The 21943-nt window shown below is 46.6% G+C and carries 20 protein-coding genes and 1 pseudogene; 4 read left to right on the forward strand and 17 right to left on the reverse strand.

Annotation, left to right across the window (positions count from 1 at the left end):
* Positions 1-147: 147 nt before the first annotated feature.
* On the reverse strand, positions 148-711 hold the full coding sequence (locus tag EDM59_RS05735; protein WP_148040822.1) for a TetR/AcrR family transcriptional regulator: 564 nt from the start codon (positions 709-711) through the stop codon (positions 148-150).
* A 502-nt stretch (positions 712-1213) separates the two neighbouring features.
* On the opposite strand from EDM59_RS05735, the gene EDM59_RS05740 reads away from it, so the two are divergent.
* On the forward strand, positions 1214-2575 hold the full coding sequence (locus tag EDM59_RS05740) for a catalase (RefSeq protein WP_425455926.1): 1362 nt from the start codon (positions 1214-1216) through the stop codon (positions 2573-2575).
* 217 nt (positions 2576-2792) lie between these two features.
* Here the strand turns inward: EDM59_RS05740 and EDM59_RS05745 are convergent, their stop codons facing one another.
* From EDM59_RS05745 to EDM59_RS05755, 3 genes are all read right to left on the reverse strand, one after another.
* Positions 2793-3263, reverse strand: coding sequence for a CDI toxin immunity protein (locus tag EDM59_RS05745; RefSeq protein ID WP_122922718.1), 471 nt, complete (start codon positions 3261-3263; stop codon positions 2793-2795).
* A gap of 108 nt (positions 3264-3371) precedes the next feature.
* Positions 3372-4214 (reverse strand): tyrosine-type recombinase/integrase, encoded by an 843-nt coding sequence (locus EDM59_RS05750; protein ID WP_122922719.1) that lies wholly within the window; start codon positions 4212-4214, stop codon positions 3372-3374.
* A gap of 99 nt (positions 4215-4313) precedes the next feature.
* Positions 4314-4691: a hypothetical protein gene (locus EDM59_RS05755; RefSeq protein ID WP_246010912.1), complete on the reverse strand. Its 378-nt coding sequence runs from the start codon at positions 4689-4691 to the stop codon at positions 4314-4316.
* 252 nt (positions 4692-4943) lie between these two features.
* On the opposite strand from EDM59_RS05755, the gene EDM59_RS05760 reads away from it, so the two are divergent.
* Positions 4944-5354, forward strand: coding sequence for a hypothetical protein (locus EDM59_RS05760; protein ID WP_122922721.1), 411 nt, complete (start codon positions 4944-4946; stop codon positions 5352-5354).
* Between the two features lie 172 nt (positions 5355-5526).
* Here the strand turns inward: EDM59_RS05760 and EDM59_RS05765 are convergent, their stop codons facing one another.
* The 4 genes from EDM59_RS05765 to EDM59_RS30975 all read right to left on the reverse strand — a co-directional run bounded on the left by EDM59_RS05765 (position 5527) and on the right by EDM59_RS30975 (position 8795).
* On the reverse strand, positions 5527-6498 hold the full coding sequence (locus tag EDM59_RS05765) for an NAD(P)-dependent alcohol dehydrogenase (protein ID WP_122922722.1): 972 nt from the start codon (positions 6496-6498) through the stop codon (positions 5527-5529).
* A 1072-nt stretch (positions 6499-7570) separates the two neighbouring features.
* On the reverse strand, positions 7571-7972 hold the full coding sequence (locus EDM59_RS05770; protein WP_122922723.1) for a contact-dependent growth inhibition system immunity protein: 402 nt from the start codon (positions 7970-7972) through the stop codon (positions 7571-7573).
* A gap of 106 nt (positions 7973-8078) precedes the next feature.
* The gene (locus EDM59_RS05775) at positions 8079-8516 is read right to left on the reverse strand and encodes a hypothetical protein (RefSeq protein ID WP_122922724.1); all 438 of its coding nucleotides are present in this window, start codon (positions 8514-8516) and stop codon (positions 8079-8081) included.
* A gap of 111 nt (positions 8517-8627) precedes the next feature.
* Positions 8628-8795: a hypothetical protein gene (locus EDM59_RS30975; RefSeq protein ID WP_183192818.1), complete on the reverse strand. Its 168-nt coding sequence runs from the start codon at positions 8793-8795 to the stop codon at positions 8628-8630.
* Between the two features lie 117 nt (positions 8796-8912).
* Here EDM59_RS30975 and EDM59_RS31730 point away from each other — a divergent pair.
* Positions 8913-9194: pseudogene (locus EDM59_RS31730) on the forward strand (DUF2750 domain-containing protein).
* A gap of 172 nt (positions 9195-9366) precedes the next feature.
* Complete coding sequence (locus tag EDM59_RS05785; protein WP_122922725.1) at positions 9367-9621, forward strand: hypothetical protein; 255 nt, start codon at positions 9367-9369, stop codon at positions 9619-9621.
* A gap of 128 nt (positions 9622-9749) precedes the next feature.
* Here EDM59_RS05785 and EDM59_RS05790 read toward each other — a convergent pair whose 3' ends face one another.
* The 9 genes from EDM59_RS05790 to EDM59_RS05830 all read right to left on the reverse strand — a co-directional run bounded on the left by EDM59_RS05790 (position 9750) and on the right by EDM59_RS05830 (position 21892).
* Entirely contained in the window at positions 9750-10109 is a 360-nt protein-coding gene (locus tag EDM59_RS05790; protein WP_122922726.1) for an Imm8 family immunity protein, read from the reverse strand.
* 221 nt (positions 10110-10330) lie between these two features.
* Positions 10331-10528 carry a hypothetical protein gene (locus tag EDM59_RS05795; RefSeq protein ID WP_122922727.1) on the reverse strand — a complete coding sequence of 66 codons (198 nt, stop codon included), beginning with the start codon at positions 10526-10528 and terminating at the stop codon, positions 10331-10333.
* 105 nt (positions 10529-10633) lie between these two features.
* A complete protein-coding gene (locus EDM59_RS05800; protein ID WP_122922728.1) occupies positions 10634-15337 on the reverse strand; it encodes a helix-turn-helix transcriptional regulator in 4704 nt (1567 codons plus the stop codon).
* An 86-nt stretch (positions 15338-15423) separates the two neighbouring features.
* Positions 15424-16593, reverse strand: coding sequence for a GNAT family N-acetyltransferase (locus EDM59_RS05805; protein WP_342769190.1), 1170 nt, complete (start codon positions 16591-16593; stop codon positions 15424-15426).
* Positions 16580-17911, reverse strand: a complete 1332-nt coding sequence (locus tag EDM59_RS05810) for a F390 synthetase-related protein (protein WP_122922729.1) — start codon at positions 17909-17911, stop codon at positions 16580-16582. The genes EDM59_RS05805 and EDM59_RS05810 overlap by 14 nt, the downstream gene beginning before the upstream one ends.
* Complete coding sequence (locus tag EDM59_RS05815) at positions 17899-18750, reverse strand: MBL fold metallo-hydrolase (protein ID WP_122922730.1); 852 nt, start codon at positions 18748-18750, stop codon at positions 17899-17901. Before EDM59_RS05815 ends, EDM59_RS05810 begins: the two co-directional genes overlap by 13 nt.
* Positions 18740-19741, reverse strand: a complete 1002-nt coding sequence (locus EDM59_RS05820; protein ID WP_122922731.1) for an NAD-dependent epimerase/dehydratase family protein — start codon at positions 19739-19741, stop codon at positions 18740-18742. Before EDM59_RS05820 ends, EDM59_RS05815 begins: the two co-directional genes overlap by 11 nt.
* Complete coding sequence (locus EDM59_RS05825) at positions 19738-20907, reverse strand: ATP-grasp domain-containing protein (protein ID WP_122922732.1); 1170 nt, start codon at positions 20905-20907, stop codon at positions 19738-19740. Before EDM59_RS05825 ends, EDM59_RS05820 begins: the two co-directional genes overlap by 4 nt.
* A complete protein-coding gene (locus EDM59_RS05830; RefSeq protein ID WP_122922733.1) occupies positions 20897-21892 on the reverse strand; it encodes a beta-ketoacyl-ACP synthase III in 996 nt (331 codons plus the stop codon). Before EDM59_RS05830 ends, EDM59_RS05825 begins: the two co-directional genes overlap by 11 nt.
* Positions 21893-21943: the final 51 nt, after the last annotated feature.

Consider the following 21943-nt stretch of genomic DNA (forward strand, 5'->3'; position numbering starts at 1 on the left):
TTAGGATCAAAAGTATACCTTGGTATGCTTTTTCAAAATCATTCTATCAACAAGCCAAAGAAAATGTCAACATTATTCCGAAAATTCATTTTTCAACAAAAAAAGCAATACCGATTTCTGCGGTATTGCTACGTTCATTCTGTTTCGCTATTCTTTTCCTGCTTCAATGCCACGAAACATCACTTCCACACCCTCAAGAAGTATGGCTCCTAGCGACCTCTCCTGCTCATTGCGCGACCAGGCAATATAAGATTCGAGGTAATAAGCCCAAAGCATTCGCGCGACGACACGACTCTGTATATCGGCTCTGATCTCGCCTTTTTGTCTCCCTCTCTCGATTGTCTGATAAAAGATCTCGATGGTAGGAGCTTCTTCTCTGAGCAAATCTCCTGAACAGATGTACTCATTCAAGGAAATGACCGCCATCGTGCGATCACTTTCAATCGTATTACAAAGGATGTTCATCAGGTGTACGACCTGCATTTTCGTGGAAAGTCTGGACACTTGCTCATCGGTTACTGCGAGGTTAATTTTCTCCCTTCGCTGCATCAACACTTCGAGGATCAGCTCGTACTTTCGCGGAAAATGCTTGAAAAAAGTCGCCTTTGCTACGTCAGCAGCCGCTGCGATCTCCTCCACGGTTGTTGCCTCATAGCCTTTTTCTCGGAACAGGCGTATCCCTGTTTCAAATATTTTTTGCTTGGTTGCCATCCGCTTTCGTTCTTGACGACCTACTGTATCCAATAAAAAATCACTCACTTTCGCTTATACTAAAACATACCGAGGTATTTTTACATCCCCAAGTCTAAAAGATCACATTGTTTGCAAATTTAGTTTACCAATAGAGCCTACCTGCTGTCACGCTTTAGAGAAGGAATTTTCAATCAGCTTACTTCGGTATATATCCCTCCCTATGAGGGCAGTCCTTTTCCTCTCCTTTTACACGTTTTTCATGGCAGACGGCTTTCTAGCATGCGAAAGATCTTTCGCAACATTCATGCCAACCACTTATGCTCAAGAAAATGCATCGTTTTTGATTTCTACGTTTTTGATGTGAAGCTGGAATGTTTCAATCGTGAAACACGGGGGGCTCTTTTGGGCCGCGACCCTCTCATGAATATAGCGATTTAGTCATATTCACACTGCTTCTTCGCATAAACAGTATTGTATTTGGAGCGGGTGAAATGGAACGGTGGGTATAGGAGGTGGGACAGTGAAGGAAAACAAGCGATCGCAGCATCCAGATGACCCTGCGCAATGGGCTGAGGATGCCCCTGTGACTTTCCATTCGCAAACAGTAGGTGCAAGGGGTCCGATTTTGGAGCAGGATAATATTTTACACGAAACCCTCGAGACCTTTATCCATAACAAAATTCCAGAGCGGCCAGTCCACGTGAAAGGCTACGGGGCATTCGGCTACTTTCAAACTGTACGCTCTATGTCTGCCTACACCAAGCTGAGCTTTTTGCAAACCCCTGGTCAAGAGGTCCCGGTGATGGTGAGGTTTTCGCTGGCAGTTAGCAACAGAGGCACCCCGGATACCTCTCGCAACGTTCGAGGCTTTGCTACCAAGTTTTATACCGAAGAAGGCGTTTTTGATCTAGTATGCAATCATATTCCTGTGTTTCTGGTACGCGATCCGATCCGCTTTCCCGAATCTATCAAAGCCTTTTCCCCTTCTCCCGTAAATAACCTGCTGGACCCGGAGCGGTTCTGGAGCTTTATAGCCAGAGCACCTGAGGCCACCCATTTTCTTGTCCGTCTGTACTCTGATCAAGGTACGGTCAAAAGTCTTCGTCACATCCCCGGTCATAGTGTCAATACGTACGTCTGGCGGAATGCACAGGGTGTCCGCCGCTATGTGAAATACCGCTGGCTTCCTTTTGACGGCGAGCAGTACATCGACCGTCAGGAAGCAGCTCGTCTGGCTGGAGAGAATCCCGATTACGCGGGACAGGATCTATTCCAGACACTAGCGGCAGGAAAAACGGTGGAATACGGGCTTTATGTTCAGCTGATGGACCCCCAGGACGAAGCGAGACTTCCCTATGACCCGCTGGATGATACCAAGGTCTGGGATGAGCGGCAATATCCCTTGCTGCCGGTTGGAAGGCTAGTGTTGAACCAAAATCCGGATAACTACATGGAGCAGGTAGAAAAGGTAGCCTTTTCTCCGTCCAATCTATTAGATGGCGCGGAACTGTCCGCCGACAAAATGCTTCAGGGACGTGCGAATATTTACTGGGATTCCCAAAGGCGGAGGCTAGGCCCCGATTTCCGCAGTATTCCAGTGAATCACCAGGAGGACTGGACCCCTGCTTCTCTGGTAACGAGCGGAAGTGGCGAATATGTGGAAGGACACCTTGTCCGATCTGCTGCTCCCAAACCAGATGACTTCTCGCAGGCCGGACAGTTTTACCGAAGTTTGAATGCGACGCAGCAAGAGCACTTGGCAGGTAATCTTGCAGCTGATCTAGCGGGTATTTCCCCAGAGCTGCAGGGGATCGTGTTGAGCTACCTGCACAACGCTTCGCCAGAGCTGGAGGAACGGGTATCTCAGCGTTTAAAGCGCTAGACTCAGCATAGATGTTCAGTGATAATAAAGTTTTAGACCGGAACCCCTTTCAGTACAAGGAGTCCCGGTCTTCTAAATCATCAGGTATTTGAAAATTAGTTTTAGACTATACGTCAGAATGAAGCAGTCTATGGGTCTAAACCTGAATAATAAAGTCTTAGACTGCCTCATTGAACTATCGTACCCGATAGTTCAATAAGCAAGAGACAATTCTTACTTAAACTAACCCTATTGTGACTTCTCCCTCGTGGTAAAACTCAATTACAAACTTGGATGGACGAAAGATATAGGTATCAAAATCAACCGCTAAAACATCATCAATAGAATGGATCACTTTGTGAAGTTCAACTTGCAAAACAGGATGACCACTACCACTCCAAAGTATAAATACCGAATCTTTAACGTGTTGATCCATCTTGTTGAGGGTAGAAACTATTTCATCCACATCATCTGCTGTTGTCTTCGTGGAAACCTGATCCCAATCGATCCTAGCCCAAGGAGAGAATGGAAATTGATTTTGGAGTGCATTATACACTTTCGCACTTTCCCCTTCGGATAAAATGATTGTGTTCTCACCTAATGACTCAAGACATTCTTTGAACAATACACTGTATTCATTTTTTTGTTTAGACCTTTGCTTGTGTAGCAATTGTTCTAATCTCCATCTTCTCTCCGCTTTATCATTCATGGGTTCTCACCCTCTGTCAAATTGATCAATATAATTCATTTTACACGCAATCTTAAAGGAAGTCATAATCGACTAAACTGCCCTTTAGTTCGGTGGGAGCCACTGCCCTTAAAAGTACCGCCTATATAATTCCCGTCGACGTTCCCCTCGTAATTGAGCGTAGATCTGTGTTGTTGAAGCCTTCTCGTGACCCAGCATACCCTGAATAAAATCTAACGGGGCACCATTATCAAGTAAGTGACAAGCATACGTATGACGAAATATATGAGGATAAACGTTTACTGCAACCTCTCCACGGGCCGCAAGCTTTTTAACAGCATAACGTATTGTAGGTATGTCCATTCGTCGCACAGGAAAAGACTCCGTCACAAAAAGGGCTTTGCAAGAATCCTCTCGACTCTTGAGGTATCTCTTTAACCAGACCTTACATTCGGTTGTAAAATACACTTCTCGTTGCTTAGAGCCCTTACCATGCACAATCGCGGCGCAGCTCTCCCAGTTGATATCTTCGATATCTAACCTGTGTATTTCACCTACGCGACAACCAGTACAATATAAAAACTCCAAGAGTGCGCGCTCACGTAGGGAATCACAGGTTATCTTAAGATTAATCACATCTTCCTCAATTAAAAACTTCGGGATCCTCTTTTCCAGTTTTGGTTCTCTTAACTTAGCCGTAGGATTTTTAATAATATGTCCTTCTTCAAATGCAAACCGAAACAGGGACCGTATAAACCGTATACGATGTCCCAAGCTGCTTGGCCTTAACCGTTCCGACTGCTTTGCTAAGTATTCTTTCAGCAAGTCCAATGTCACTTCTCTGATATTTAAGTTGCCAATCTCGCGAGTCAGTACCTTAAACTGAAGGGAATACGCTTTTAAAGTGTGCGGACTAAAACCCAGAATTCGTTTATCGGCCTCGTACAACGTCCAGATATCAGTCATTTTCATAAAACAACCCCCCTCCCAAGACTAATTACTATTAGCTTCACTATGTTTGGGAGGGATTAATACGTAATTTCGAACTAATTGTTGAACTGGTGATCTCCGTTAGCTTACTCCGTGATTGGGAATATCCCACAAAAAATAATGTCTTGAAAACTGTCGGGTTTCTACAATTATTGTCTGTTTATCATTCTCAAAGATAAGCCCTGAACCCATTTGGTCCTTATAATCCCAACCCTTTTCCTTCATAAATTCCTTGACAACATCATATCGAAATTCGCCGCTATTTTTCGAAACAAATCTGAGCTTTTTATCTGATTCAAAAAACTGTTCAAAATTGCTGTTTGTAAATTCTAATTTCGAAATAGAAACAAGTATCGGTACAGGGTTGCCCTCTTGTGACAAGGCACTTCCAAATCTTAATACAATAAAACCAGCCGCTATAATGAAAACAGAAAGCACAATCGTCAAAAATCTTTTCAAATACCAGCCCCCCTCGACCATTTCATTATTTAAAGATACGTTTCCAACAGTTATTAAGTTGCGTTATCCTGCCTGTTAGCGTAACAAAGCTGCCGGTCATCATCGCGGCAGCTTTGTCGTGGTGTGTTTTTTCGTTATCGAACCCGTTAGTTGAATCGCTTTTTACCGTAATAGCAATTTGGTGAAAACTCACAATTCCAATTTGTGTTATGTTTAGAAATAAAAGGTAATAATTGGAGGTGTTGGAAACTAATGAAATTACCAACTTCCTGTCTGGTATTACTATTTTTACTTGGTTGTGAAACCGTTGACAGAGTTAATTCAATTGAGGTTAGTTCTGCTATTGATCGGGATAAACTTGTAGATCAATTTTCTCTAATTCATGACTTTAATTCTGGTGAGGAGTTCGATATAGAAAAGCTTATCGAATTACAGAAGGAATCAGATCGGAAGGATTACAAAAAAGTACTCGCAAATTTTTTTACACAATATTTGCAAAAAGAAATCGAGTCTTTCCAAACAATCAATAAAAGCGAACATGATCGCCACATACTTGTTATAACAAAGGACAGATGGTTATATAGAGTGGACATAAAACAATGGCCAGAATACGGTAATATTTGGACAGTTGATATGTATGGTGGTTTTTTACAGGCTCAGTAGCATTGCAGATCCTAACATGTAGCCAGCTTCACTATGTTTGGGAGAGGTTAATACGTATTTCGAAAAAATTTATTGAACTAGGGTTCTCCGTTAGGTAAACGCACGAGGAGTCTTCGTCTTTCGATTTCGAAACGTATTAATTCTAACTTTTCAAGGATTAAAGGAGCGAATCCTATAAACCTTGTTGGACGGTTAACACCACGTTGCCTTTCTTGTGGCCCTGCTCCACATAGTGGTGGGCCTCCGCCGCTTGCTCCAGCGGATAAACGCGGTCGATGATCGCACGCAGCTTGCCGGCCTCGATCAGCTCCTTAAGATACCCCAAGTCTTCCGCGTTTTCCCTCATTGTTCCACCGATCACCTTCTTACTGCTCGTCAAGTTGACCCATAACCCGAGAACGACCGGCAGAGGGCTAAAATGGACTGCTCGCAGGTATAAACCGTTCGGTGTCAGACGCTCGACGCAAGCCATGAACGGACTCTTTCCAACCGTATCGAAAATGATATCGTAGGCCGTACCGTCATCCGCGAAGTTCTCTTCTGTATAATCGATGACTCGGTCGGCGCCCAGCGATCTTACCAAATCCAGGTTCGATGTACTGCATACCCCGGTCACTACCGCACCGAAATGCTTGGCAAGCTGCACCGCATACGTCCCAACACTGCCGGATGCTCCGTAGACGAGTACGCGCCTGTTGCGCTGAATATTGCCTTTTCGGAGAAATTGCAAGGCAGTATAGGCACCGACCGGTACCGCGGCCGCCTCCACGAACGTCATGTTTGTCGGCTTCAGCGTGACGCTGCCGTTCTCAGGTAGGCATCTGTATTCGGCATACGCACCGAAGCCCATTCCGCTGGCAGCATAGACGGCATCCCCCGGTTTAAACCGAGTAACGCTACTGCCCGTTGATTCGACCACGCCCGCTAATTCGAATCCGAGAATCTTGACTCGCTTCGGTCTCCACAGACCATTGAACAGCCGCGCCAGGAAAGGATCTGCCTTTCGTAAGCGCCAATCCCCCGCGGCGACAGTTGCAGCATAGACTTTAATCAATATCTCGTCGTCCTTCGGTACCGGCTTGGCGACATCCCGAAGCTGCAGTACATTTGGCGGCCCGTACCGCTCATATACGATCGCTTTCATCCATTCCCCTCCAGTCACCCTTCGCTATTTTCCCATTTTATTCGCAGTAATTAGATTAAAGTTCTGCAGAATTCGCTAATTCCAGTATATGGGTGGAGTGCAGCTACGAGCTACTACTAAAATAAGATGTTAACGGCTCCATATAGAAAAACTCGGTCTAGTTTGACATAAAAAAACCGGAAAGACTTCGTAACGCTACGTGCTGATTAGTCTTTCCGGTTTTTACTGTTCCATTATTTGGAAGTTTAGCCTGCCAGATCACTCCGGCAGGCTGTGTGATTGAACTATCGTTACCCGTTAGTTGAACGAATATCGTGTTCATATGCTTATCTCTATTGTGAAATGGATAAAAAAGGGAATAGGTGCAATTAATATGGGATTTCTTTTTGTAACTGCAGCAATCGTATTAACGGTTACGACTTTATCAATTGAGATAAGAATGCGACGCATGATTAGTCAGAACGAGCGGATCATTTCCTTACTGGAGGAAAAGAAGCACTCGTAATATAATCGTCCCTTATCTGAATTTATCATTCTTTCAAGTTATGTTGTCAATTTCAAAGATGCTCAATAAAAGGCTGCCGTATTATCCCACCGGCAGCCTCTGTATGTTTTGTTTTGCTATCGTTCTCCGTTAGTTCAATAAAATAACGTAACGCCTCTTACTAGATAGTTTACAGTGGAATGGTACTCTAGATGCTTTTAACGACTTGCTGAGAGATATTGAAGGAACGATTATCTGGAAAAACTTCGCTCAATCAAAGAAAACCTTAAGTTATTCTGAAACTATTAAGCTTTTAAGAGAACGTCTAGAATACTGTCACCCTTCAAATATTCCTTTTGTGAGAGAAAAGTTAAAGAAGGCCGAGCTCGGTATGGGACCGACAGTTTTGGATTGGATATTGGAAATAATCTCTGAACATGAAAACGTAGTCCTAATTTTGGAATAGCTATTTATCTCACTTACCGTTGTGATAAGCTCAGTTAACATTCAAGCGAAAAGATATAAAGGATCAGTTTTATCTAATGGAGATAAACCATATTTCAATTACTTTCAGATACAATAAAGTGTTCATTCAATTTGGTATGGATTAAAGTGGTTAAGTAAGGGGGACAGTTCTTCAAAGGTTTGTTTAACCACACTCATGACCTCATCTAACTCTAAATACAAGTCATGATGTTGATTCCAAAACTCTTCATTCGTATTTTTCAGTACATAAGCGAGAAGATCCCCACGATAAAACTGAGTTTCAACAAAAGGATCTTTAGCTAGGATACCTAATGCAAGTGGAACTAAATGCTCTAGATTAAGTTTCTGACCAATCATTAATCTAAGATTATCTGCTGTAAGATCCTTTAGCGGTACTTTTCTCAATTCATGACAAGTCCTTATCAGCTTAGTCGTTTTACCTGGATCATCCCAAACCTCACCATCAATTTCCTCTAGCGTTTTATTTACATCAATCTTTTTCAAACACCTTATCCCCCTAGCTCTGTAACTATTTGGTATTGTATGATTTTATCTCGTATTGGGTTAGTTAGTACACAAAATAACTAATTTGTTAAAAGCTTGCCTCAGCTCATTCGTATTCAGGGTTAGAACATTCAATTTCGACTTCATCCTCATCGATTTCTATCTTCGATTTTCTAGCGTAAATCTTGAAAAGAGTCTCTTCCAATCCATAAAAACCGCCCATGATTGTTCTAGTATCGAACTCTTTAAACTCTTTTTTTCTTCTGTAACTGTCTTCTCTGATGCGAATAGAATCAACTTGTCCAGTCTTCGTATCAACGTTAATGTTGTATTTGCAGTCGTGCTTTTCTTTGTCAGATTCAGCATCGAAATAAATACGTGTCATCCACTTCCATTCACGGTCAATAATTAGGGTCATTTCATGAGTTCCTTCGTAGCCGAGTTCATCCAAGCCCTCAATCTCTTCCTTGAGTTCCTCCATGATCTCAGAAAGCTTGTACTCCTCTTTTGAAGTTAGCAACAATGCATCCAACTGCTCTTTCATGCGGTTTACTCCTTGCTCATGAACAACAGCATTTAGATGATCTTTTATCGTAGCTAAAATTAGTTGATCATAAGAAGGGACATCTAGCTTTTCGAGGTTGATTTGCAAAAGCTACTCAACTTGTTTCGATAGGTTTTTTCCAAAGTCACTGTAGCTTCGCAAGGAATCGCTTACTACACTTTCAGTTGTTTTTTCAAGGTGGCTTTTCACAATCTTTTCAACAAAGCCCGCTTCTTTCAGTCTTGCTAAAGAGTCATTAATCATCAAATTCAGATCCATTGTCTATTCCTCCCGTTTTTCTTAATACACATTTTGTAAAATGGTGTTCATTTTGTAGATTGGATCACTATAATTTTCCTGAACGATAGTAATTATTCGTTTTTTCTCGGAGGAATTATGGTGTCTCAATCGTCGTTAAACTTAAATTCTTTTCTTTCAGAAGCTATTGAAATTCAGCGAGTTTGGACAATTCGTGATGAGAATGGATTCCCTGCCCCTCAAAATTCTGAAGGTAATCGGGCTATGCCCTTTTGGACGACACTATCCTGAGTTCAAAAAATCATAAACTCTGTAGACGGCTACCAGAACTTCGAACCCTTCGAAATCACTCTGCAAGACTTCATGCAAAAATGGCTACCTGGTCTCGAAAAGGATGATTTATTAGTAGGCATAAACTGAAGTGGAAAAAGGTAACTGGTTACGACCTAAAAGGATCTGAGCTTCTTTATATATTTCACCGGCAATCCTCACAATCATAACTGCCCACTAGCTATCCAAATTGAGCAGTTTGTTAAATGCCATATGCTTTTTTAAAATTTCTCCAGCTAATTGTTTACCGGAGGAATAAGAAATGAGTCAAATTGAAATAGAAACCGATTCTGAATTCATTCAACGTTTACCACTCGTGCATGAATTGGTGAGACAAGAAGCAAAGAAACATTCTATTGACTTGAGCGATTATTACTTTGCTTATTGCTATCTCGATGATGACGAGTGTTCAGTTACTTACTATGACAACGAAACCGGGGACGATAGCTTTTACCTCGAGTTTGATCTAAAGAATAATCCGCCGATTTGTACCACTGTTAGCATTAATGGTGAATAAACGAATTTTACATAATTGAGCTTGTGTTAAATAGGAATTTCTCAACTATCCTGCCAAAGAGTTAACGAGGCTGCCGGATAAACTCCGGCAGCCTCTGATGTATTTGCTAAGCAATCGAACCCGTTAGCTTAATCTTTTTTTGTACCAAAACCATCTGTTTCATCGTACTCCCATATCCCGTATTTATTGATTGATTCAGCCACTTCTTTCCAAGTCGGTCGAATGCATGCCTTTACTATCTCATTTATTTTTTCTTTGATTAGGAGTAAATCAAACGTATTTAATATTAAAACTCCCCTACCACAAAGAACCTCATTGACCTCAAGTGTTCTTAGCAAGAATTTCGGGCTTGCGACATAAAAATAGAAGAAATCAGCACCCAACTCTTCAGCTGGTCCGATAGATACACAAATAGATACCCAGAAATCGTCTTCTTTCTCTGGACTACCAGTAACATCTATTTCGTGCTTAATTACAGGAATAATCATTTATTGCCTCCTGCTAATTTGGGGGTCGACTAGCTAATTAGTACTCATTTGTAGATTATCATACCGTGTTATAAACCTTAAATATCATTCGCTATCCTGCTCCGTTAGTTTAATGGCCCCAGTCTAAAACTTTATTATCTCTATACAATAGAGGCCATAAAAATACGGCAGCTCTGGAATGATCGTAGATCGATCACCCTGAGCTGCCGTACCTTTTTCCATCAAGAGGTCTCCACCGCTACGTATATGGCGATCCCAATCGACACAACGTTAGCAAAGATGAGATACCATTTAAACATCAGTTTGTTGCGTCTTTCAGAATTGAAGATACTCCAGTTTAGATCAAAAAAACCGGGGATGAACCACGCAATCATCACGATGATGTACACGACAATCCCTGTAAGCAGCTGCTCTCCCATACTTTCCACTCCTTCACGATCTTTCCCCATGTGAAAATAGCAAATCGGAGTAAGCAAAAATACTAACCAAAGTTAGTTTTTTCGTGAAAACATGAGACGCGATAGCTACTCCTTCAACAGATCCAGCTCTTTTGCTCTCGAAACAGCTTGAACCCGGCGATTCACCTGCAGTTTTCCGTACAGGTTGACGATGTAGGATTTGACTGTCCCAACAGTGAGTATCAACCTTTCCGCAATCTCCTGATTGGACAGCCCCTCTGCGATCAAATGCAAGATCTCTTGTTCCCGGTCGGTGAGCGGCTCGATCAAGGGAGCGATCCTTCCCGGTTCTTTTTTCTCGCTCACGCTCGCGTCGGAGAATCGCAGCAGCTTGGCGCTGGCCATCTGGGCAGAGAGCATTTGGGAAAACTCCAGACGATCGGTATGGAATGCATCCGGAGTCAGGCTATTCTCTAAATAAAGCACCCCCACCAATACGCCTGTGTACAGGATCGGCACGCAGAGAATGGAACGCGGACGGTTTTGCACCACATAGGGGTCTTTGCTGAGCCATGAGGAACGATCGGCTTCGCTCAGTACGACAGCTTGTCTAGTTCTCGCCACATAATGAACGATAGAGGCGGGAATGAATGCAATGCTGTCCACCGATTCCCCTAGATTTGCCGAATCAAGCGGTGTATCCGCAATCTTCCCGGCTTCGACCCGTAGATCACCGTCTTTCTCCAGAAGGACAAAACCCGTTTCGGCCCCAGCATTTTTCATGGCCGTTTCCAGATAAGAGACGAGAAGCTTCGGCAAATCCGTCTCTTTTGAAAAATCCAGGAGCGCTTGCTGGAAGGATTCTAGATCCAATTGGAAGGATGAACCTGAATGCGTAGTCGTACTGCTAAAAAACAGACCGTGGTGATCTCCCATGTGCAGAGGCACCGGCTCGTCCTCGTCGGCCCAGCGCATTACTTGGTCTTCGCACAGCTCTGAGTACTTCTCTCGCAGCTGCCTGACCTTTTCAGTGGCCCCCCACTGCCCAAAGGCTTCGATCGCTTCCGTCATGTACGCTCTGGCAAACCTCTCCTTTTTCTTCTTTCCATAAAAGCTTGCCGCTAGCTCACAGGCGATCGCTTGATTGCGGACATATTGCTGCTCCTTCGCGGAGTGGATGGCTTGATCGTAGAGGTCGGTCGCCTCTTGATCCCTCCCATCCAGGCGTGCTTTTTCTGCTTCCATCAGCCTGTATTTATGCAGAAAATTATCCGGGCAATCTGCTGCCCATTTTTTCATCTTCTTGATATTTCTTTTCACGATCCTTCTGTACGTTTGGCGGCTCGCATCCGAGAGCTCGTCATATCCGGCGGTTATCGCCAGTGTCTGGTAGAATACCAATTCCGGCACATGCAGCAGATGCGTCGAGTATTTCAAATGGACAGCAGCTTTTTGGGCAAAGCTGAGAGCCCCTTGATAATCGCCAAATAAATAGCAGATTTGCGTTTTGTACGTGTAGTATTGGAAGAACGTCGTTACCTGCGTATCTTCTTGTTGGATTTCCTGCACAAACGCCTCTTCGCTAAACTGATCGTCACTGAGTGTAAAGCGATGGTCCGTTTTGCCTTGCAGGTTGCGAATCAGCTGTAAATACACGTAAAAATTTTTCCGGACAAACTCGTCCTTCAGCTGTTGCAAGACGTTCAAATAACGAGTGACGAGCTCCTCCAATCCTTGCAAAGAGCCCCATACATAGTACGCATTGACGTGCGTCCCCATGGCGTAGCTGGCGTAAATGAAATCGCCTCGCTCCAAGCCTAGCTGAAGCGCCTTTGCGATATCTGCATGAACGTGCTTCGGATGACGTACCCACGGGCTGAGCGTCCCTCTTGCTACCACCAAGGTTTGGCAGGAAAAAGGATTGTGCGGGAACTGTTCCATCCATTTCATAGCAATTTCCCCCAGCTGATCCCCTTCCTTGTAGCGCCTCATGATCAGGCTGAGGACCAGACCGAAGCTTGCGTACGCCATCGCGGAAGCATCCGTGTTGCCATATTTCAGAGCAAGCTGGATATATCTGCACGTCAAGACAACAAACACTTCTTTGTTTGCAAAAAACGTAGGAGCGACCAGAGCCATAATCAATTCCATCGTCGCTTTGATCGTCGGATCACTTACGTTCGGAAGTTGAAGGAGCTGTTCCCTCTTTTTCATTACCTTTCCCCTCGCCATAAGCGATTCGAAAAGGATGGTAGGCGGACTGGGCCTAACCGATATGGACGTCCCCAGCTCTTCCAAGCCTTGCAAGCCGAGCTGAATCGCTTCTACATATTTGCCGAGATTGGTATAAAGCGCAATCCGTATCCGGTACACCTCCGCACGGTCGATACGATCCCGGGCACGATTCAGCAATTTCACAAATTCTTCTTCAGCTTTTTCATAATGCGTGCACAAATATTCGCATTCCGCCAGGCGCACATGCATTTGAAAGATCAGCGAATAACGTTCGTCCCAATCGGTTTCCGAGAGCAGCTCCATCCCCGTGCGAAAATGCGCCAAAGCGGAGAAGTACGCCGTCGTGGCTTTTGCTTTCATCCCCGCCTGAAAATTCAGCTCTGCCAGCCTTTTTCGCTCGTCCGCGCTCTTGATCTCCTCTTTCCCGATGTTGAGGTGGTGAACGATTTGATAGATTCTCTCTTCCAAATTTTCCGGTCCGACTAGCTCTAGCATTGCTCTGCCAATTTTTGCATGGATGGCCTTTCTCTGATCCTCTGAAATCAATGAGTAGGCGGTTTGCAGAACACGGTCATGCAAAAATTCGAAAGACATGTTCCTATCACTGGAGGAATCCTCCTCTTTGACTAAGACCAATCCTTCCGAGATAACCGCCTCTAGCAGGCGCAGGGTATCTTGCAGGCCAAACCCGGAGGCGCGTGACAGTGTGTACAGGTCGAAGCGGTTACCGATGCTTCCCGCAAACATGAGAATCTCTCTGGCTTCATCGGGGAGCTGCTCCATTTTTGCTAGCATCCATTCCATGACGTCCCCGAAGCTCTGCTGTTTATCCATCTCTTCCAGATCCCATTCCCATTTCGCGCTCTCGAAGTTAAAAAGCAGGAGGTGATCTTTGTACATGGCCTGAAAGAGCTGCTTGAAATAAAAAGGATTGCCTGCCGTTTTTCGGTACATCATCTCAGCAAGCGTCCGTACACGCTCTTTTTCAGTAGAAAGCGTATGGGCAATCAAATGATGAAGATGATCCAGCGTGAGTGGGTCTAGCTGAACCTGGGTCAGCGCGACCCCCTTTTGTTCCAGGTCGGCAATCGTTTCGAGCAACGGATGCGTATCCGAGACTTCATTCTCCCGATACGCCCCTACCACAAGCAAATGACGGCTTCCCTGTTCGGTGAAAAGCAGTTGGATAAAATGAAGGGTAGCTTGGTCAGCCCAGTGCAAGTCGTCAAGAAATAAAATAAGCGGATGATTGCGATTGGAAAATACTTGAACGAATTTGCGGAAGACGAGCTGAAACCGATTTTGTGCCTCAGCTGATGGCAACACTTCTACCGGCGGCTGCTCTCCAATGAGCAATTTGATTTCCGGAATGACCTCGGTCACGACGGCACCTGTCCGTCCCAAAGCACGCTGCAGCTTCCTTTTCCAATCGGCGATCCGATCTGAAGACTCCGTGAGAATTTGTCGAACAAGATCCTGAAAAGCTTGAATCAGAGGCGCGAATGGGATCTCCTGCTGCATTTGCTCCCATTTTCCTGAAATAAAATAGGCTTTTTCCGAGGCGGCCAAACGATAGCTTTCTTTGATTAGCTCTGTTTTTCCAATACCAGAAAAGCCGCGGACAAGCACTAGCTCCGCTCCCCCTGCCTTGACCCGTTTGTAAGCGTCACGCAGCTGAGCGATCTCCTTTTCCCGCCCGTACAAGGTCGGGGGTAGCTGAAATACACTCGAGGCATCTTTTTGCCCGATGACAAAGGGGCGGATCTCTCCATCTTCCTCCCACATCCTGTGACAAAGTGCTAGATCCTCCATCAGTCCATAGGCGGTCTGGTATCGTTCGGCTGCCGTTTTGGCGAGCAGCTTCATCGTCATGTCGGAGAGGACTGTAGGGAGTTCAGGGATCCATTCATGTGGAGGGACTGGCCTTTTTGCCATATGAGCATGAATCCAGTCCAGCTTCGTCTCTGCATGAAAAGGAGCCTGAGCGGTCAACATTTCATAAAAAATGATGCCCAGCGAATAAAGGTCGCTGCGGGAATCGACTGCCCGGTTCATTCGACCCGTCTGTTCCGGAGACATGTAAGGCAAGCTTCCTTCCAGAGACTGTACCGGATAGCTTTTGCGATTTTCCTTGAACCAGATCGCATGGCTAAAATCAATGATAGATACTTGCTCGCTCTGCTCATTGATGATGATATTGTCCGGTTTCAAATCCTTGTGAACCACTCCATGCCGATGCATGTCCATCAGGATCTGACTCAGCTGAATAGCAATCCGGAAAAAAGCGGGCAGGGTCAGCTTTCCCTTTTGCAAATAAGCTTTCAGCGATATGCCGCCTGTATCTTCCATAATCAGGGCTACGGTTCCCCCCGTTTGCTCCTGGGACAACGGCTTTACGATGCCTTTGATGGGCAGATGCTTTGCCACATCGTATTCATGCAGCAGTCTTGCCGTATCACTGGTTGTCATCGTCTCTGCGTTTAACGCTTTGATAATGACTGTCTTCCCATCCGCTGACCGCAAAGCACGGTAAATCCTCTTTTTTTCGCTTTGGTATATGACTTCCTGCAAAGCGTAGCCAGGTAAAGCTGCCATTTTCAAAACTCCCCATGATTTCCATTTCTTTCGATATTATATAGCGATCACAGGCTCTCATCTAGCAAAATTCTGCCACCATTCGACTACAATTGGTACTTTTGAATCAAGGGTACGCCGAACCGCAAGAGAATCCATGACAACACACGCCAAACAATCCGACGGGACAAGGGAAGATGTCTGACGTACACGGCGGTATGCTCTACTTCTCCCACTGCTCCTCGATCCGCCTTGAAAGCCCCAACCCCTGCGCTTTGATGCAGCAGCAATTCCTTTTTCCTAGCTTCTTGTACCAGTAAGCTGGACAGCATCCGGTACAAACCTGCTTCTTTCGGCAGCGTGGTGTCATATCCGAATAGCGGTGTCGTCATGACGCCATTCCGCTCAAAGTACCCGAGGATGCCATCCAGCTGTCCATCCTTCTCGAGACCTAGTAATGTCAATGTCCTCTTTTTCAGAGCAAGCCTAATAAAGTCATGGGTAAACTGAGGATTTTGATGGGAGTATTTATCTAGATAGAGAGCGTTATACAAGTCGATGATCCGCCCGACCAAGGCTTCGTGCAGCTCTTCATGTGGAACGATGCGATACCCGGAGTTTTCCAGCATTCGCTGATCGCGCTTCAGCGTATTGCGCACTCGCCACCCACCAAGAGCAGGCCAATCAGGATGAAAGAGATAGATGCACCGGCTCGGCACCATGAGATACCCCGCTTTGCGCATCCCCTCGTACATGGCAGGGTGCAATTTCGCACTCACAGAGCGAAAGGCGATGACATGCTGAGGAAATTCATGGGTACAAAATTGTGTGAGTGCCAAAATCTGTTCCGGGGACAAGTCATGGTAGAGATTGGTAGAGAGGAGCCAGTTGTTGAGGATGGCGATCTGATTGACCCTGCTCGTCTTGAGTAGCCAACCGAGTCCCTTTAATACTCGCTCCAAAATCCATTCCAGCATCGGCATCCGCAGCATCCGCAGCATCCGCAGCTCTTCCTTGGCATAGGTAATGTAGTGAGTGTACGGCGAACACACGTAGGAGTTTTCGTACTCCGTTTCATTGATGGTCACAGGCAGCACGAGATCATCAACGGCTAATGCCTCCATTTTTGTCCGTACGTTTTTCACATAGCGTTCTGCTCCATCCATCAGGCAGGCGGATAGGTAGGCTTTCACATAAGCTCCGTCTTTCATTTGTTCCCAGGGAACTTCCTGCAAAGTGCCTTGATCGTAGCGGCGTACATTTCTACTCGATTTCACTCGGGGTAAACATCCTCTCCACTCGTCGCATCTTCTTCCCACCAGTTACTCGTTCGTATAGCGTAAACTGTATCATCGGAATCTGAGCACCATGCTGGCTTATGGTCTCCTGCAGTCGACTTCTTACCTGCTCATACAACAGCTCTTCTTTGCCTTCTGCTTGTATCGATACCTCGAGCAGCTGCGGATTCATCTGCTTGACTTTGTACTCCTGGATATCCTCAGACGTGCTCAGCAGCGCTCGACGGATAAAATCAGGAAACACCGAAACCCAGCGATTTTGCGGTTGATTTTCGTGCCTGAACAGGAACACATCGTCTGCTCTTCCCTCGATCTTCTCCAAGGCTGTAAAAATAGAACCGCATGGACAAGCGGTTTTCTTCTCTGTCAATATATCGTTCAACCGATAACGTATGATCGGCTGGGTCGTTCGAGAGAAGTCTGTAATGATTGGGTAAAATCGCTCTTTCTGTCCATCCAGATACTCTTTTTCCATCACGAGGATGTCTTCATTCACATGCAGAGTGCCGTGCGGGCAGGTCACAGCAAGAAATCCTTCCGTGCATTGATAGATTTGGTGAATATTCTGGTGAAAGACTTGGCGAATGAAGACCTCATCTAGCAGGTCCAGCACTTCGGCAACCGAAATAATCTTGGCAGGCGACACCCGAAGCTCCCCTCTTTGTTTCGCTTCGGCTAGCAAACGCAGCATAGAGGGTGGCGCTACGAGTACGGTTGGAAAAAACTCGTTTAACCGTTGTATATGCTCTGGAATCGGATGTAACAGGTCAAAAAAGGAAAAGCGAATGCGCCGCCGATTCACAGAGGTATAGAGATTGCTGTTGGCACGAAGGAAAAAGGCAATTCGATGCTCGTTCCACAGCTGCCCAGGAAGCGCCTTTGCCAAAATCATTCCCGCCCATCTCGCCCGCTCCTGTGGCCCGACCAGAAAAATCCCTCGGTTCCCCGACGTTCCCGAAGACAATCCTACTGTCACTTCTCCGATCTGCGGTGTAAAATCCCGTGAATCCTCCGCTTGAAAAGCGACTTGAAACGCATCCTCTTTGTGGATTCCAAGCGTATTTAGCGAACTGAAATTTTCCATCAGAAGCTGTTTATCGATGGGCGCCAGCTCCCTCCACGCATCTGGCAAAAGGTCCCCAAATCGTTCCCGGTAAAAGGGAGATCGCGGCAAAATGGTGCGCAGCAGCTTTTGTACCTGCTGCTCTTGCCAGGCTTCCAGCTGGCTGCGTGTTGCCCACTTTTTCCGTAGTCGCTTGGTCATCCAGTATTGCCACAGTAACGTTACGATCTCCATGCAAACACTCCTTGGCTCATTTGCCATACTTCTGCACAATGCGTGGGCAAAATTTTTAGACTGGGCCAATGAACAGACAGCTCATGGAGTCGTTTCAGATTTTCCCTGTATGCGCGAATGTCCCCCATGATGAACTGAGCCAAAGCATGCGGCAGCAAGTTTTGCCTATACGCCGTACTCGACCATGCCGCATCTGCACAGAGAAGTACGTCGCCTTGCTCCTGATCACGCAAAAACAAGCCAAATTGGCCGATAGCATGTCCGCTCAGATCGACCAAGAGCATACTTCCATCTCCAAAGAAGTCATAGGCCTCCGAGAACGGCTGATAGTTTTGCGAGAGTGCTATCGGGACCCCATGATCTACAAATGTCACGCGCTTTTCAAAATCGACTGGCAGTAAATCAGGCAGATACCCCTCGCGAAGGGCACGGAGCCCCCGCTTCCCTTTTATATGCTCGTATGCAGCGGAAAAACAGAAAAGCCGTGCGCCTGGGAAATCCTGCAGGCCACCGATATGATCTGCATGGAAGTGCGAGAGCAGCACCCCCGAAATACGCTGTGCGTCGAACCCGTGAGCCGACAGCTGTGCCCTTACACTTTGCTGCGGGGCTGTCACAACCGGGGTGATTTTTTGGTAAAGCGCATAGGGAAACAAACGGGTCGCTTCGAAAAAGCGTGGAGAGTACCCCGTATCAAATAAGTACAAACCATGTACCGGATGCTCAATGAGAGCGGCAATGGCATGAAAATCAATAGACTTCAGCCTCCCCCCTTTTATCGAAAACATCTCCAGCTGCCGGCAATAGCCTGTATCCAAAAGGGTTAGCTTAACGTTCATGCTGTGTCCTCCACCATTTCGTAAACAGTTCGATTCCTTCTTGCATGCTCACCCGCGGTTGGTAGCCAAGCTCGTCTTTCGCTCGTGAAATATCTAGCGTCTGGCTTTTTGCCAGCACCCCGACTGAGTAACGCGTCAATACTGGCTCTCGGTATCCCAGAACCGTTTTGGATGCCAGCTCGAGCATCCATGCTGCTGCATATGCCTCCCTGTATGATATTTGCTTGGCTCGCAGTGGCATGCCTAGTCGCTGGAAGACCTCTCTGAGCACATCGATCATCGTCACAGGCTCTCCATTGGTGATGTTAAAAGCCCGCCCCAGTGTCCGAGTAGGTGAATCCATACAAAGCAGCAGGGCATCGACGACATTTTCTACATAAGTCAAATCGATTGTTGCTTTTCCGCCATTCACCAAAGGCACGAATTTCTCCTCGTTTGCCCGAATCAACCTGGGAAGAATCGCGTTATCCCCTGGACCGAAAAGCCCCCGCGGCCTGATCGTGATCGTTGGCAGCCCTCCTTGAAACGCCTTTTCGATCTCAAGCTCGGCCAAATATTTCGTTTGTGCGTATGAATTGGCAAAACGCCTGGGAAGCGGCGCGGATTCTTTTATGGCGAGTCGGTCTTCAAAGTCAAAGTAGATGCTGGGCGTGGAGACATGAACCAATCTCTCTACTCCATGTGCTAGGCAGCCCTCGATCGTATGGATCGTCCCTTCTACATTTGTCGCGTACATATCGGTGTATTTTCCCCAGGGGGAGGAAAACGCTGCAGCGTGAAAGACGATCTCCTGGCCTTTGCAGGCATGTCGAATCGCTTCCCTATCCGTGAGATCCGCTTGGACAAACGCAATGCCACGATCGGCTAAATAGCGGCCCGCCCTCTCGTTTCGCCCAATAACGGTCACGAGGTGGCCATTGTCCTGAAGGCGCGTCGCCAGCTTTTGTCCGAGGAAGCCTGTTCCGCCTGTCACCAATACTCGTTTCATCATGCCTCACCATTCCATTCTATATCGCTCGTGCTGCATTCCATCATACTTTTGCCGGTCTTTCGGGACTGCATCGCTAGATCAGCCAGCATACGTGCCTGTTTCAGGAACGGGAACGGGTCTGTCCAGCTCCATACGACATCCCGCGCCAAGCGAAAGTCCTGCAAAAAGCGCCGGCCAGCTGCTGCTGACCGCACCGCTGGAAGACCGTATGCCACCATCGCCACCCCCAGCATAGATGGATGTTTGCCGTGAGGAACGAATACTTCTGACCGTGTTCCAAAAAACGCTGCCGTTGCTTCTGGCTGATCTGCGAATAAATGGATGCCGCTGGTTAGGCGTGGGTTACATTCAATCACGTAAAGCTCGCCTGTTTCGTCTTCTATGAAATCAAAGGCAATCTGCCCCGAAAACTGCTGTCCATAGACAAATCGGTGAACAAAGTCTTTGACCTTGAAGTGATTGGCGTACGAAAAGCGAATCGTAGCTCCTTGTCCAGCCGTATACGTAGTCTCGTAATCTGCATACAGTGCCAGCCTACCTTTATGCGCCACAGCGTAGCTACAGATTTGCCTGCCCTCGATGAAATCCTGGACAAGCCATGGCTCTTGTTTGGAAACGGCTGGCAAATCCCCGAGCGCGGCCGAACGGGGGTCTGTTACGATCCGTATGCGTGAGGCAAATCGGGAAAACACGGGCTTCAGTACGACCTGCCTGCACGACTCCTTCAGTGCTTCCCTCAGCTGCTCTTCTGTTTCTACCTTTCTGGTAGGAGGCACTGCAGCGCCCGCCTGTTTCGCCAATTGCTGAAAGCTCCATTTATCATGAAGAGGACGTAGTATTTCTAGCCCTTCTGTCAGGACCTGCCCTTTCTCCAATAACCCATTCAGGCCACGCGAGACGTAGAATATCTCTTCACAGGTTGGAAGGAGCATATCTACTTTTTCCTGTTCCATGATCCTTTGCAGCGCCTGGATATACTCCTCAGACTGTTGCCGCGGAGGTGGGACTAGGTAGGATCGGGAAACGGCCCGGGAAACCTGGCAAAGATGGTGACGGGCACTTTCTGCCACGATGACGCGATACCCCTCCTGATAAAACAGGCGAGCGAGTTCCAGCGTAGCGGGCGCTCTCCCTCCTGTCAGTAATACCGTTTTGCTAGTACGCAAGGAGAAGCCCTCCAAGAGATAGTCCTGCCGATGTTCCTAATAGCAGCAGGAGATCACCGCGCTGGACTTTTTCCTGTACGATTGCCTCGTGCAAAGCCATGGGAATGGAGGCTGCAATCACGTTTCCATGGTTTTCGATGATATTCATCATTTGACTGCTGGAAAAGCCCAGCTTGGTTCCCATGATTCTCAAAGCCATTCCACTTGCCTGATGCGGAATAACCAGCCGTATGTCTTGCTTTTTAATACGAGCTGAATTCAACAGCTCTTCGACAAAGCCGGTGATGAGCTGGGAAGTCATTCGAAATATCTTCTTCCCATCCATGTCAAACTGAAAGTCTGCCTCTCGTCCTTGTCCGTATTGGCTCGGGTGTACCAGTGTCCCTCCTCCCCTGATTTCCGAGTAATGAGCTCCTTCGCTGTAGGTTTGCATGCGAGAAGACAGGATACGCGAATTCTCCCCTTCCCCTGTTCGCCCGATCACCACGGCAGCAGCTCCATCGCCAAAAAGGACACAGCTCTCTTTTTGACCCCAATTTAGCCCTACGGAGGCTACTTCGGTAGAGACGATGAGAATCCGCTGGTAGCATCCCATGGCTAACGAGCAGGATAAGATATCCAAAGCCGTCACAAAGCTCAGGCAGGTCGAGTTCATATCAAAGCAGGGAATACCCGAATGGGATTGATGCAATTCTTTCTGAATGAGTGCTGCTGTACAAGGAATTTCCTGCTGAGAGGTTCCACTTGCGCAAACGAGACAGTCGATATCAGAAAAGTCTAGCCCAGCCATTTCCAATGCTCGCTGCGCCGCGATGGCTCCCATCTGGGATGCCGTTTCGTCCGTCACGAAGTGCCTGATCCGCACACCCGATTTTTTTGCAACCCACCCTGCAGAGAGGCCAAGCTTTTCATCAAGCTCCTCTGCCGTCACTTGTCGCTGGGGTAAGTATTTACCTGTCCCCAAGATTTTTACTTTTCTTTCCATGCTGCGGTTCTCCTCTACTTCGTTCGCAATCTCTTTTTTCTTCCTACAATT

It is taken from the genome of Brevibacillus nitrificans, from assembly GCF_003710965.1.
GTDB classification, from domain to species: domain Bacteria; phylum Bacillota; class Bacilli; order Brevibacillales; family Brevibacillaceae; genus Brevibacillus; species Brevibacillus centrosporus.

Bases quoted from the DNA above. Each gene is read 5' to 3' on its own strand.
- EDM59_RS05745 (WP_122922718.1), bottom strand. From the start codon at position 3,263: ATGAATGATAAAGCGGAGAGAAGATGGAGATTAGAACAATTGCTACAC.
- EDM59_RS05760 (WP_122922721.1), top strand. From the start codon at position 4,944: ATGAAATTACCAACTTCCTGTCTGGTATTACTATTTTTACTTGGTTGT.
- EDM59_RS05800 (WP_122922728.1), bottom strand. From the start codon at position 15,337: ATGGCAGCTTTACCTGGCTACGCTTTGCAGGAAGTCATATACCAAAGC.
- EDM59_RS05775 (WP_122922724.1), bottom strand. From the start codon at position 8,516: ATGAAAGAGCAGTTGGATGCATTGTTGCTAACTTCAAAAGAGGAGTAC.
- EDM59_RS05750 (WP_122922719.1), bottom strand. From the start codon at position 4,214: ATGAAAATGACTGATATCTGGACGTTGTACGAGGCCGATAAACGAATT.
- EDM59_RS05830 (WP_122922733.1), bottom strand. From the start codon at position 21,892: ATGGAAAGAAAAGTAAAAATCTTGGGGACAGGTAAATACTTACCCCAG.
- EDM59_RS05815 (WP_122922730.1), bottom strand. From the start codon at position 18,750: ATGAACGTTAAGCTAACCCTTTTGGATACAGGCTATTGCCGGCAGCTG.
- EDM59_RS05735 (WP_148040822.1), bottom strand. From the start codon at position 711: ATGGCAACCAAGCAAAAAATATTTGAAACAGGGATACGCCTGTTCCGA.
- EDM59_RS05785 (WP_122922725.1), top strand. From the start codon at position 9,367: ATGAGTCAAATTGAAATAGAAACCGATTCTGAATTCATTCAACGTTTA.
- EDM59_RS30975 (WP_183192818.1), bottom strand. From the start codon at position 8,795: ATGGATCTGAATTTGATGATTAATGACTCTTTAGCAAGACTGAAAGAA.
- EDM59_RS05765 (WP_122922722.1), bottom strand. From the start codon at position 6,498: ATGAAAGCGATCGTATATGAGCGGTACGGGCCGCCAAATGTACTGCAG.
- EDM59_RS05810 (WP_122922729.1), bottom strand. From the start codon at position 17,911: ATGGAGATCGTAACGTTACTGTGGCAATACTGGATGACCAAGCGACTA.
- EDM59_RS05795 (WP_122922727.1), bottom strand. From the start codon at position 10,528: ATGGGAGAGCAGCTGCTTACAGGGATTGTCGTGTACATCATCGTGATG.
- EDM59_RS05820 (WP_122922731.1), bottom strand. From the start codon at position 19,741: ATGATGAAACGAGTATTGGTGACAGGCGGAACAGGCTTCCTCGGACAA.
- EDM59_RS05790 (WP_122922726.1), bottom strand. From the start codon at position 10,109: ATGATTATTCCTGTAATTAAGCACGAAATAGATGTTACTGGTAGTCCA.